At 70.0% G+C, this 12,373-nt stretch carries 11 protein-coding genes and 2 pseudogenes; 5 read left to right on the forward strand and 8 right to left on the reverse strand.

Annotation, left to right across the window (positions count from 1 at the left end):
• Window positions 1–123 precede the first annotated feature (123 nt).
• The 6 genes from ACFWY6_RS10855 to ACFWY6_RS10880 form a co-directional block, all read right to left on the reverse strand.
• On the reverse strand, window positions 124–1,542 hold the full coding sequence (locus ACFWY6_RS10855; RefSeq protein WP_384687867.1) for an NAD(P)/FAD-dependent oxidoreductase: 1,419 nt from the start codon (window positions 1,540–1,542) through the stop codon (window positions 124–126).
• Window positions 1,543–1,568: 26 nt separating this feature from the next.
• On the reverse strand, window positions 1,569–2,372 hold the full coding sequence (locus ACFWY6_RS10860) for an ABC transporter permease (protein WP_266871170.1): 804 nt from the start codon (window positions 2,370–2,372) through the stop codon (window positions 1,569–1,571).
• Entirely contained in the window at window positions 2,372–3,301 is a 930-nt protein-coding gene (locus ACFWY6_RS10865) for an ABC transporter permease (RefSeq protein ID WP_384687868.1), read from the reverse strand. Before ACFWY6_RS10865 ends, ACFWY6_RS10860 begins: the two co-directional genes overlap by 1 nt.
• Complete coding sequence (locus ACFWY6_RS10870) at window positions 3,298–4,458, reverse strand: ABC transporter ATP-binding protein (RefSeq protein ID WP_361822750.1); 1,161 nt, start codon at window positions 4,456–4,458, stop codon at window positions 3,298–3,300. Before ACFWY6_RS10870 ends, ACFWY6_RS10865 begins: the two co-directional genes overlap by 4 nt.
• A 110-nt stretch (window positions 4,459–4,568) precedes the next feature.
• Window positions 4,569–5,813 (reverse strand): PotD/PotF family extracellular solute-binding protein, encoded by a 1,245-nt coding sequence (locus ACFWY6_RS10875; protein ID WP_384687869.1) that lies wholly within the window; start codon window positions 5,811–5,813, stop codon window positions 4,569–4,571.
• Window positions 5,814–5,868: 55 nt separating this feature from the next.
• Window positions 5,869–7,371 carry a gamma-aminobutyraldehyde dehydrogenase gene (locus ACFWY6_RS10880; RefSeq protein WP_384687870.1) on the reverse strand — a complete coding sequence of 501 codons (1,503 nt, stop codon included), beginning with the start codon at window positions 7,369–7,371 and terminating at the stop codon, window positions 5,869–5,871.
• Between the two features lie 207 nt (window positions 7,372–7,578).
• On the opposite strand from ACFWY6_RS10880, the gene ACFWY6_RS10885 reads away from it, so the two are divergent.
• Window positions 7,579–8,136: an NADAR family protein gene (locus ACFWY6_RS10885; protein ID WP_384687871.1), complete on the forward strand. Its 558-nt coding sequence runs from the start codon at window positions 7,579–7,581 to the stop codon at window positions 8,134–8,136.
• A gap of 10 nt (window positions 8,137–8,146) precedes the next feature.
• Here the strand turns inward: ACFWY6_RS10885 and ACFWY6_RS10890 are convergent, their stop codons facing one another.
• Entirely contained in the window at window positions 8,147–8,932 is a 786-nt protein-coding gene (locus ACFWY6_RS10890; RefSeq protein ID WP_384687872.1) for a DUF4190 domain-containing protein, read from the reverse strand.
• Window positions 8,933–9,076: 144 nt separating this feature from the next.
• On the opposite strand from ACFWY6_RS10890, the gene ACFWY6_RS10895 reads away from it, so the two are divergent.
• The gene (locus ACFWY6_RS10895) at window positions 9,077–10,135 is read left to right on the forward strand and encodes an adenosine deaminase (RefSeq protein WP_384687873.1); all 1,059 of its coding nucleotides are present in this window, start codon (window positions 9,077–9,079) and stop codon (window positions 10,133–10,135) included.
• 33 nt (window positions 10,136–10,168) lie between these two features.
• Window positions 10,169–10,855 carry a glycerophosphodiester phosphodiesterase gene (locus ACFWY6_RS10900; protein ID WP_384687874.1) on the forward strand — a complete coding sequence of 229 codons (687 nt, stop codon included), beginning with the start codon at window positions 10,169–10,171 and terminating at the stop codon, window positions 10,853–10,855.
• Between the two features lie 16 nt (window positions 10,856–10,871).
• On the opposite strand, the pseudogene ACFWY6_RS10905 reads toward ACFWY6_RS10900, so the two are convergent.
• Window positions 10,872–11,443: pseudogene (locus tag ACFWY6_RS10905) on the reverse strand (NADPH-dependent F420 reductase).
• Between the two features lie 68 nt (window positions 11,444–11,511).
• On the opposite strand from ACFWY6_RS10905, the gene ACFWY6_RS10910 reads away from it, so the two are divergent.
• Window positions 11,512–11,889, forward strand: a complete 378-nt coding sequence (locus ACFWY6_RS10910) for a winged helix-turn-helix transcriptional regulator (protein WP_384687882.1) — start codon at window positions 11,512–11,514, stop codon at window positions 11,887–11,889.
• Window positions 11,890–12,065: 176 nt separating this feature from the next.
• Window positions 12,066–12,373 (forward strand): annotated as a pseudogene (locus tag ACFWY6_RS10915) (peptidase); the annotation flags it as partial.

Here is a 12,373-nt window from a genome sequence, read left to right on the forward strand (position 1 = left end):
GGGGGCGGGGTTTGTTTTACACCTCCCGGGATGCGGGGGGGGTCCCCATACTTGGGGTTTGGGGGGGGGGGGGGGGCGCGCCCGGGGCGCCCCCGGGCCGGCCGCACCCGCCCCGTGGGCGCCTCAGCTGTCGAAGCCGAGGCCCAGCTTGTCCATCGTCTTCAGCCACAGGTTGCGCCTGCCGCCGTTCTCGTCGGCCCGCGCCAGGGACCACTTGGTCAGCGCGACGCCCGTCCAGGCGAACGGTTCGGGCGGGAACGGCAGCGGCTTCGTGCGGACCATCTCCAGCGAGGTGCGTTCCGTGCGCTCGCCCGAGAGCAGGTCCAGCATGACGTCGGCACCGAAGCGGGTGGCCCCGACACCGAGCCCCGTGTAGCCCGCCGCGTATGCGACGCGTCCCGCGTGGGCCGTGCCGAAGAACGCCGAGAAGCGCGAGCAGGTGTCGATCGCGCCGCCCCACGCGTGCGTGAAGCGCAGGCCCTCCAGCTGCGGGAAGCAGGTGAAGAAGTGGCCCGCCAGCTTCGCGTACGTCTCGGGGCGGTCGTCGTGCTCGGCGCGCAGCTTGCCGCCGAAGGGGTAGATCGCGTCGTAGCCGCCCCACAGGATGCGGTTGTCGGCGGAGAGCCGGAAGTAGTGGAACTGGTTGGCGCTGTCGCCCAGGCCCTGGCGGTTCTTCCAGCCGATGGCCGCCAGCTGCTCCTCGCTCAGCGGTTCGGTCATCAGCGCGTAGTCGTAGACCGGGACCGTGTACGGCCGCAGGCGCTTGACCAGGGACGGGAAGATGTTCGTGGCGAGCGCGACCTGCCGGGCGCGGACCCGGCCGTAGGGGGTGCGGACCGCCATCCCGGCGCCGGACGAGGCGAGTTGGAGCGCGGGCGTGTGCTCGTAGATGCGTACGCCCTTCTCCAGGCAGGCCCGCTTGAGGCCCCAGGCCAGCTTCGCCGGGTGCAGCATCGCGACGCCATCGCGGTCCCAGAGGCCGCCGAGGAAGGTGGGTGAGTCGACGTGCTCGCGCACCGCGTCCGCGTCCAGGAGTTCGGACCCGTCCGCGAGGCCGTGCTCCGCCATCTCGCCGTACATCTCGTGCAGTTCGGCGAGCTGGTGCGGCTGCGTCGCCACGTCGATCTCACCGGTGCGTTCGAAGTCGCAGTCGATGGAGTAGCGCTTGACGGCCGCCTCGATCTCGTCGAGGTTGCGGGCGCCGAGCTCCTCCAGCTTCGCGATCTCGCCGGGCCAGCGGGACAGGCCGTTGGAGATGCCGTGCGTGAGAGAGGCGGCGCAGAAGCCGCCGTTGCGGCCGGAGGCGGCCCAGCCCGCCTCGCGGCCTTCGACGAGGACCACCTCGCGGTGCGGGTCGCGCTCCTTGGCGATGAGCGCGGTCCACAGTCCGCTGTAGCCACCGCCGACGACGAGCAGGTCGCACTGTTCGTCGGCGGTGAGGGCGGGCTCGGCGTGCGGCTTGCCCGGGTCGTCCAGCCAGTAGGACACCGGCTGGGCGTCGGAGAGAGACTTGGTCCAACGGGTCATGGCGCTTGGGGCCATGATTTCCAACTCCTTCAGGAATTCACTTACTTGGCGGTTCTGTTGCGACGCTTGCCGAGCAGCATTCCGGCGAGCACCAGAAGCACGGCGACGAGGAACATCGCCGTACCGATCACATTGATCTGAACGGGCGTGCCCCGCTGCGCCGATCCCCAGACGAACATGGGGAAGGTCACGGTGGAGCCCGCGTTGAAGTTCGTGATGATGAAGTCGTCGAAGGAGAGCGCGAAGGCGAGCAGTGCGCCGGCCGCGATGCCTGGCGCGGCGATCGGGAGCGTCACCCTCAGAAACGTCTGCACGGGACCCGCGTAAAGGTCCTGCGCGGCCTGTTCCAGGCGCGGGTCCATCGACATGACGCGCGCCTTGACGGCGGTCACCACGAAGCTGAGGCAGAACATGATGTGGGCGATCAGGACCGTCCAGAAGCCCAGCTGCGCGCCCATGTTGAGGAAGAGCGTGAGCAGCGAGGCGGCCATGACGACCTCGGGCATCGCCATCGGCAGGAAGATCAGCGAGTTCACCGCGCCGCGCGCCCGGAAGCGGTAGCGGACCAGGGCGAAGGCGATCATCGTGCCGAGCAGCGTCGCGCCGATCGTCGCCCAGGTGGCGATCTGCAGGCTCAGCGAGAGCGAGCCGCACATGTCGGCGACACCGCACGGGTCCTTCCAGGCGTCGAGCGAGAACTCCTGCCAGGAGTAATTGAAGCGCCCGGTCGGATTGTTGAAGGAGAACACCGTCACGACGACGTTCGGGAGCAGCAGATACGCGAGCGTGAGCAGACCCGCGATGACGACGAATTTGCCGCGGAGCCAGCGGAAGAAGGCAGCCATCAGACGAGATCCTCCGTCCCGGACTTACGGATGTAGACGGTGACCAAGACCAGGATCGCCGCCATGAGGATGAAGGAGAGAGCCGCGGCCGTCGGGTAATCCAGAATGCGCAGGAACTGCGTCTGGATGACGTTTCCGACCATGCGGGTGTCGGTGGAGCCGAGCAGATCGGCGTTGACGTAGTCGCCGGCCGCAGGAATGAAGGTGAGCAGCGTTCCGGAGACGACACCCGGCATGGACAGCGGGAACGTCACCTTGCGGAAGGTGGTGGACGGCTTGGCGTAGAGATCGCCCGCCGCCTCGTGCAGGCGCCCGTCGATGCGTTCGAGGGACGTATAGAGCGGCAGGATCATGAACGGCAGGAAGTTGTACGTGAGTCCGCAGATCACCGCGAGGGGTGTGGCAAGGACCCGGTCGCCCTCCGTGACGCCCAGCCAGCTGGTGACGTCCAGGACGTGCAGCGAGTTGAGGGCGCCCACCACGGGCCCGCCGTCCGCGAGGATCGTCTTCCAGGCCAGCGTACGGATGAGGAAGCTGGTGAAGAACGGCGCGATGACGAGTACGAGGATGAGGTTGCGCCAGCGGCCCGCGCGGAACGCGATCAGATACGCGAGCGGATAGCCGAGCAGCAGACACAGGATCGTGGCGGCGCCCGCGTACATCACCGAGCGCAGGAACTGCGGCCAGTAGTCGTTCAGGGCGTCCCAGTAGGTGGCGAAGTGCCAGGTGACCTTGAAGCCGTCTTCGAGGGAGCCGGTCTGGACCGAGGTCGATGCCTGGTAGACCAGCGGCAGCGCGAAGAAGACGACGAGCCAGAGGATGCCGGGGAGCAGCAGCCAGTAGGGGACGAGGCGGCCGCGTTTGCGGCTCTTGCGGGGCGCCGCCTCGGGCTCTTTCTCCGGGGGCGCTTCGGTGAGGGTGGTCGTCATGCGGAGGCGTCCTCCTCGACCTTCTCGACGCCCGCCTCGACGTCCTGCGCGGCGTCCAGGCCGAAGGTGTGCGCCGGGTTCCAGTGCAGGACGACCTCCGTGCCGGGCACGAGGCGGGTGTCGCGCTCGATGTTCTGCGCGTACACCTCGAAGGAGTCGCAGAGCGGGCTGTCGACGACGTACTGCGTGGAGACGCCGATGAAGCTGCTGTCGGCGATGCGTCCCGTGATGCGGTTGCGCCCCTCGGGGATCTCCCCCGCCGCGTCGGCGTGCGTGAGGGAGATCTTCTCCGGGCGTACGCCGAGCAGGACCTTGCCGCCCGTGGCCGTGGAAGCCGAACATCGCGCGGCCGGCAGCGTGAGCTTGCCGTCGCCCGCCTTCAGGGTGAGGTCGTCGCCGCTGCGTCCGGCGATCTCGGCCTCTATGAAGTTGGACGTGCCGAGGAAGTTGGCGACGAAGGTGGTGCCCGGGTTCTCGTAGAGGTCGGCGGGGGCGCCCAGCTGTTCGACGCGGCCCGCGTTCATCACCGCGACCTGGTCGGCCATCGTCATGGCCTCCTCCTGGTCGTGCGTGACGTGCACGAAGGTGATGCCCACCTCGGTCTGGATGCGCTTGAGTTCGAGCTGCATCTGGCGGCGGAGCTTCAGGTCGAGCGCGCCGAGCGGCTCGTCGAGGAGCAGCACCTTGGGGTGGTTGATCAGGGCGCGGGCGACGGCGACGCGCTGCTGCTGGCCGCCGGAGAGCTGGTGCGGCTTCTTGCGGGCCTGCTCGCCGAGCTGGACCAGGTCGAGCATCTCGCCGACCTGCTTCTTCACGGACTTGATGCCGCGGCGGCGCAGGCCGAAGGCGACGTTCTCGAAGATGTCGAGGTGCGGGAAGAGCGCGTACGACTGGAAGACGGTGTTGACGGGCCGCTTGTAGGGCGGCAGTGCCGTGACGTCCTGGTCGCCGAGGTGGACGGTGCCCGATGTGGGCTCCTCGAGTCCCGCGATCATGCGGAGCGTCGTGGTCTTGCCACAGCCGGATGCGCCGAGCAGCGCGAAGAAGGAGCCCTGCGGCACGGTCAGGTCCAGCGGCTGTACGGCGGTGAAGGAGCCGTACGTCTTGCTGATCCCGGTGAGGCGGACGTCGCCGCCGTGTTCTTGAGCAGAGGTCATGGTGTGTCCAGGAGAAGTAGAGGGGGTCAGGAGTGCCCCGTCAGGGGCGCGGGGAACTGCGCGACCAGCCACGAAGGAGCCGCACACGCAAACCGGCAATGCGAAGGCGCCTACGCCCCCGTCAGCTTGGCGAACTTCTCCTCGTACGCCGTCTCTTCCTTCGGCGTGAGCGAGCGGAAGCCGCGGGACTTCGCCGCCATCTCCTTGTCCGGGAGGATCAGCGTGTTGTTCGCCGCGTCCTTGTCGAGCTTCGCGAGCTCGGGGCGTACGCCGTCGACGGGGCAGACGTAGTTGATGTACGCGGCGAGGCGGGCGGCGGGCTCGGGCTCGTAGTAGTAGTCGATGAGCCGTTCCGCGTTGCGCTTGTGGCGCGCCTTGTTCGGGACGAGGAGGTTGTCCGTGGACGTGATGTAGCCGGCGTCCGGGATGTGGAAGTCGATGTCCGGGTTGTCGGCCTTGAGCTGGACGATGTCACCGGCCCAGGCCAGACACGCGGCGAGGTCGCCCTTGTCCAGGTCCGAGGTGTAGTCGTTGCCCGTGAAGCGGCGGATCTGCTTCTTGTCGACGGCCTTCTGGAGGCGGGCGATCGCCGCGTCGAAGTCGTCGTCGGTGAACTTCCCCGGGTCCTTGCCCATGTCGATGAGCGTCATGCCGACGGAGTCGCGCATCTCGGAGAGGAAGCCGACGCGGCCCTTGAGCTTGGGGTTGTCCAGGAGCTGCGACACCGAGGTGATCTCTTCGCCGTCGGTCGCCTTCTTGTTGTACGCGATGACCGTGGAGATGCCGGTCCAGGGGTACGAGTACGCGCGCCCCGGGTCCCAGTCCGGGTTGCGGAACTGGGACGCCAGATTGGCGTACGCGTGGGGCAGGTTGGCCGGGTCCAGTTTCTGGACCCACCCGAAGCGGATGAGCCGGGCCGCGAGCCAGTCCGTGACGCAGATGAGGTCGCGTCCGGTGTCCTGGCCCGCCGCGAGCTGCGGCTTGATCTTCCCGAAGAACTCGACGTTGTCGTTGATGTCCTCGGTGTACTTGACCTTGATGCCGGTCCGCTTGGTGAACGCGTCCAGGGTGGGGCGGTTCTCGTCGTCGTCGACGTCCATGTATTCGGTCCAGTTGGAGAAGGTGATCTGCTTCTCCTTGGCCGAGTGGTCCTCGGACGAGACATCGCCCTGGCCCTTGCTCGCTGCCGGGATCCCGCAGGCGCTGAGTGCCCCGAGCCCGCCGATGGCGAACGCACCGCCGGTGCCGGCGCGCAGCAGGGAGCGGCGGGTGAGGGCTGCCCTGCCGTTCTTGAGGCTGCGCTGCATGGCGGCCAACTGGGCCGGGGACAGGCGTTCGGGCTCGTACTGCTCCATGCGCTTGGTTGCCCTTTCGGGAGGGTGTGGGGCCGCTGGTCGGGCGGCCTGTCGACTATCGGTCCCCGAAGATCGTGCGGTGCCAGTCCTTGCGGACCACCGCAGTGTTGTCGAACATGACGTGCTTGACCTGCGTGTACTCCTCGAAGGAGTAGGCGGACATGTCCTTTCCGTAGCCCGATGCCTTGTATCCGCCGTGCGGCATCTCGCTGAGGATCGGGATGTGGTCGTTGACCCAGACGCAGCCCGCCTTGATCTCGCGGGTCGCGCGGTTCGCACGGAAGACGTCGCGGCTCCAGGCGGAGGCGGCGAGGCCGTACGGCGTGTCGTTCGCGAGCCTGATCCCTTCCTCGTCGGAGTCGAAGGGCAGCACCACGAGGACGGGCCCGAAGATCTCGGACTGCACGATCTCGCTGTCCTGCGCCGCGTCGGCGATGAGGGTGGGCTTGTAGAAGGCGCCGGGGTGGGCGAGCGGCTCGCCACCGGTGACCACGCGCGCGTAGGAGCGGGCCCGGTCGACGAAACCGGCGACGCGGTCGCGGTGGACGTGCGAGATGAGCGGCCCGAGGTCGGTGCTCGGGTCGAACGGGTCGCCGAGCCGCACGCTCTCCATGAGCTCGGCGACGCCCTCTACGAAGGCGTCGTACAAGGGTCGCTGTACGTACGCGCGCGTGGCGGCCGTGCAGTCCTGCCCGGTGTTGATGAGCGCGCCGGCGACCGCGCCGTGCACGGCGGCCTCCAGATCGGCGTCGTCGAAGACGACGAAGGGCGCCTTGCCGCCGAGTTCCAGGTGCAGCCGCTTCACCGTGGCGGTGGCGATCTCGGCGACGCGCTTGCCGACGCCGGTGGACCCGGTGAAGGAGGTCATGGCGACGTCGGGGTGGCCGACGAGCCGCTCTCCGGCGTCCCGCCCGGCTCCGCTGACGATGTTGACGACACCGTCGGGGATGCCCGCCTCGGTGGCGGCCTGGGCGAAGAGGAGCGAGGTGAAGGGGGTCAGCTCGGCGGGCTTGAGGACGATGGTGTTGCCGGCCGCGATGGCCGGAAGGACCTTCCAGGCGGCCATCTGGAGGGGGTAGTTCCAGGGCGCGATGGAGCCGACGACACCGATGGGCTCACGGCGGACGTACGAGGTGTGGTCACCGGAGTACTCGCCGGCCGACTGGCCCTGCAGATGGCGGGCGGCTCCCGCGAAGAACGCGGCGTTGTCGACGGTCCCGGGGACGTCGAACTCCCGGCTCAGCTTGATCGGCTTGCCGCACTGGAGCGACTCGGCCTGGGCGAACTCCTCGGCGCGGTCGGCCAGGACGGCGGCGAAGCGGTGCAGGGCGTCGGAGCGCTCGCCGGGCGTGGCGCCCGCCCACTCGGGGAAGGCGTGCGCGGCTGCGGCGACCGCGGCGTCGACGTCCTTCTCGCCCGCGAGTTCGTATGTGTGGACCGTGTCGCCCGTGGCCGGGTCGACGACCGCCTGGGTTCTCCCCGACGTGCCCTCGGTCAGCCGTCCGGCGATGTACTGCGCGCCTTCCGCGAAATGGTCCTGCGCCTGGAAGTTGTGCATGACGCTCTCCTCCGCCGTCGCCCCCGTCCCGCAGGGGTCGGCGTAGCTCCAGATCGATTTGAGTGCCGATCCTGACAGAGCACTGATACTCCAACAAGTGATTCCGTTGTTTCCTTTTGGTTACGCGACGGAATCTGTCGACCAGGTGTCGAGTCCTCCTGAAAAACCCAGGACGGAGTGTCAGTGGTGCGTGCCAGACTCGCATGCATGACGAAGATCGACTCGGTGGAGGCGCTGGTCGCGGCGTTGCGGAAGGGCGACGGATGCCGGGTGAAGTACCTCCATTTCTGGGGGCACACCCCGCGCAGGGACGGCACGCTCGGCTCCAGCTGCCTGAGCCAGTGGTGGCTCGCGCCGTTCACCGTGGACGGGGTGGAGTACGGGACGGCCGAGCACTGGATGATGGCGGCCAAGGCCCGGCTGTTCGAGGACGCGGAGGCGGAGCGCGCGGTCCTCGCCTCGCGGACGCCCGCCGAGGCCAAGAAGGCGGGGCGCCTGGTGCGGGGCTTCGACGAGGCGATATGGGAGCGGGAGCGCTTCGGGATCGTGGTCGAGGGCAGCGTCCACAAGTTCTCGTCGACGGCCGAGCTCCGCGGGTTCCTCGTGGGTACGGGTTCGCGGGTCCTCGTGGAGGCGAGCCCCCTGGACCGCATCTGGGGCGTGGGCCTCGCGGCCGACGACCCCCGGATCGAGGATCCGGAGAAGTGGCGGGGGCCGAATCTGCTGGGGTTCGCCTTGATGGCGGCCAGGGACCGGCTCCGCTAGGCGTTCGGGCTCAGGGGCCGACGCCCGCAGTCACCGCGTGGCCGCCGTCCCCCGAAGCCCCGTCCTCGAACGCGTCGTCCGGGATGACGATCAGCGCCACCAGGAGCCCCACGCCCAGCACGACCCCGGCGATCCCGCAGATGATCCCCGCCAGCGCCTGCCCGGGATTCGTCGCCTCGCCGCGCCGCGCCCTGCCGCGCCCGATCGCCCCGAAGATGATCGCGAGGACGCCGAGGACGATCGCCAGGGGCCACAGACAGAAGACGGCGGCCGCGATGATCCCCAGGACGAGCGAGGTCACACCCATCCCGTTGGCGGGAGCCATCGGCATGGCGGGCCAGCCGTACCCGGACGGGCCCTGCCCCTGGTAGCCCGGATACCCGGGGTAGCCGGGATATCCCTGCGGACTCGGGTACCCCGGGTGCCCCGGACCCCCCGGGTACCCGTACGGCACCTGCCCCGGCCCCTCGGGCCCGATCGGAGGCGGCGGCACCGGCTCACCCGCCCCGGCACCCGGCGGCGGAGGCGGCGCGAAGGGACCCGACGCGGCAATCGTCGACTGATCGTGCACGGAGGGAGCCGACCACCCCGAAGCCCGCCCCGCACCCGGCGGCACCTCCTCGGGCGGCGCCCACGGATCCCGCTTCGCCAACGGAACGGGCGCTCCCGGAGCTCCCGGTGACCCCACCGCCCCCGACGGCACGTCACCCGGCGGCGCATCCTCCGGCGGCGGTGCCCACGGATCCCGCTCAGGCTCAGCGCCGGCGTCCGGCGCCGGCCCCTCGGCCTTGGACATGGCGAGTCACCTCTTTCATACGTTCCGTCATGCTACGGCCCCGGCGCCGCCCGGCAGCCGCCCGCCCGCCACCGGGATCCCGCCGCCTACGATGTTCCGCGACCCACCGATCAGCCGATCAAGCCCGTTCCTGGGGAGGAAACCGTGACCGACCACCGCACCGCAGAGCAGCATCACGACCCACATGCCTTCATCGCCGGCCTGCCCAAGGCGGAACTGCATGTGCACCACGTCGGCTCGGCGTCCCCCCGTATCGTCTCCGCGCTCTCCGCCCGCCACCCCGACTCCAAGGTGCCGACGGACGTGGAGGCCCTCGCGGACTACTTCACGTTCACGGACTTCGCGCACTTCATCCAGGTCTACCTCTCGGTCGTGGACCTGGTCCGCACCCCGGACGACGTCCGCCTGCTCACGTACGAAGTCGCCCGCGACATGGCCCGGCAGAACATCCGCTACGCCGAGCTGACCATCACCCCCTTCAGCTCCGTGCGCCGCGGCATCGACGACCGCGCCTTCATGGACGCCATCGAGGACGCCCGCAAGGCGGCACAGGACGAGCTCGGCGTCGTACTGCGCTGGTGCTTCGACATCCCCGGCGAGGCGGGCCTGGAGTCCGCCGAGGAGACGCTGCGGCTCGCGACCACGGACAAGCTGCGCCCGGACGGCCTGGTCTCGTTCGGGCTCGGCGGCCCCGAGATCGGCGTACCGAGACCGCAGTTCAAGCCGTACTTCGACCGCGCGATCGCGGCCGGCCTGCACTCCGTGCCGCACGCCGGTGAGACGACGGGTCCGCAGACGATCTGGGACGCCCTGACCGACCTCGGCGCCGAGCGCATCGGCCACGGCACGAGCGCCGCCCAGGACCCGAAGCTGCTCGCGCACCTCGCCGAGCAGCGCATTCCGCTCGAGGTCTGCCCGACGTCGAACATCGCGACCCGCGCCGTCGCCACCCTCGACGAGCACCCCATCAAGGAGTTCGTCGCGGCCGGCGTCCCGGTCACCATCAACTCCGACGACCCGCCCATGTTCGGCACCGACCTGAACAGCGAGTACGCGGTCGCCGCCCGCCTCCTCGGCCTCGACGAACGGGGCATCGCGGCCCTGGCCAAGAACGCCGTCGAGGCGTCGTTCCTCGACCCGGCGGGCAAGGCGAGGATCGCCGCGGAGATCGACACGTACACGGACACCTGGCTCGCTCCGTAGGACGGAACCACGGGGCGGCACCACAATGGGCTCATGCGCACCGTGACAGCCGTGGCCCACCGAGGCGATCCCTACCGCGTCCGCGAGAACACCCTCCCGTCCCTGCGCTCCGCGCTCGAACGGGGCGCGGACGCGGTGGAGATCGACGTCCGCGTCAGCCGTGACGGCGTCCCCGTCCTGCTGCACGACGCGACGCTCAAGCGCCTTTGGGACCACGAGCGCCCGCTGTCCGCGCTCTCCGTCGACGAGGTGCGCGGCCTCACCGGGTACGGCGTACCCACCCTCGAAGAGGCCATCGAGGCGACCGAAGGACACCGGCTGATGGTGGATCTGCCGGGCGCGACGCCCGAGTCCGTACGCACGGTCATCGGCACCATCGCCGACTGCGGGGCGGCGGAGCGCGCGTACTACTGCGCGGGCGCGCAGACGATGCTCGCGGTGCGCGCCGCCGATCCCGCCGCCGAGATCGCCCTGACCTGGACGAGCCTCGCCCCACCCCGCCGCGCCGTGCTCGACGCGATCAAGCCGCGCTGGCTCAACTACCGCTTCACGCTGCTCGACCGCGACCTGACCGTCGAGGTGCAGCGCGAGGGATTCCTCGTCTCGGCCTGGACCCCGGACACGAAGCGCTCGATGCGCCGCCTGGTCGACATCGGCGTCGACTCGATCACCACGAACCGCGTCGACGTGCTCCACGGGGTCCTCGCGGCGAACGCCTGACGGCGAAGGGTCCGCGTCACCGCCCGCCCGTGGCGTACGCGAGCGGCGGCGCGATCGCCTGCGCGTCCACGCCCTCGCCCACCCTCCCCCAAGCTCTTGATGAGCAGGGGGTACCCCCTGCCCGATGACGGAGCGCGGCCGTCGCCTCCACAAGCCCTGCCCGGTCGAGGCCACCGGCGGCGAAGGGCTCACAGCCGATGTCCTTCACCAGTTCCCGTACGACATCCAGCGCCCCCTGGTCGTCCCCGCACACCGGGACCGCGAGCGCCCTGCCGTCGAAGACCGGCGGCTCCATCCGCCACACGCCCTCATGGCAGAGGTTGAACGCCTTGACGACATGGGCCCCTGGCGCCGCGTCGGCAAGCCGCAGGGCGGCCCCCGGACCACCCTCGGTGAGCAGGACGGACCCCGGGCCCACCGCATTGGAGCAATCGATCAACACCCGCCCGCGCAGCTCCTCTTGCAGCCCCGCGGCGATTCCGGCCCCAACCTCGTAGGGCACGGCGAGCAGCACCGCGTCCCCGCCCGAACCCACTGAGCACCGAGCGCGTCCGCCATGTTGCCCGTACCGATGATGCCTATCCGCACGCCGATCCCCTCTCCTGAAGCCCCGAACTCCGGGGCACAGGAGGACAGTAGGAAGCCCCTCAGGCACCATTCGGTACGGGACGAACGACGATCTGCTCGCCGACTGCCGCGCCCGGCTCGCCTTCGATCTGCTCTCCAACACCTGGAACGCCGTGGTCCTGTGGGCCCTGCGGCACGGCCCGCGCCGCCCCGGCGACCTGCGCGCGCACATCGGCGGCAGCAGCCCCAAGATCCTCACGGAGACCCTGCGCCGCCTGGAGTACAACGGCCTGGTCTCCCGCACGTCGTACGCGGAGTCCCCGCCCCGCGTCGAGTACGAACTCACCGCCCTGGGCGACACGTTGCTCGCCCCCGTCGAGGCCTTCGGCGCATGGGCCTTCGACCACGGCGACGAGGTGATGGCGGCGCAGGAACGGGCCGACCGGGCCTCGGGCGGGTCCGCGTAGCCGATACGCTCCGCAGCGCCTCCCCTTAGGGGACACCCCGCCAACATCACTGATCTGTGCGGGCGTTGACCCCTCGGGGTGCACCGGGCCCGCACCCTCCCCAGTGAGGATCCACCCCGCTCGGGCGGTCACCAGGATGGGATCCACCACACCGCAGCCCACCCTGGAGTCATACTGTGCAGCTCCCTGCCCGTACCGCACTCGCCGCCGCCCTGATCCTCGGCCTCACCGGCGCCGCGACCGCCCCCGCCCTCGCACACGCCCCGGCTGCGCCCTCGCGTACGGCGCCGTCTTCCCCGTGCACCTCCCCCGGCGACAAGGCGCTGTGCGACGCGATCAAGGGGCTGCCGAACGCCGACGCGACCTCCGCGCTCGTCCGCGTCGGCGGCACCGACCGGACCTGGCGCGGAAGTTCCGGCGTGCACGACCTGGTCACGGAGCGGAGGGCCGACCCGCACGGCCGCTTCCGCGCCGGGTCCACGAC

It is taken from the genome of Streptomyces sp. NPDC059037, assembly GCF_042740015.1.
GTDB lineage: Bacteria > Actinomycetota > Actinomycetes > Streptomycetales > Streptomycetaceae > Streptomyces.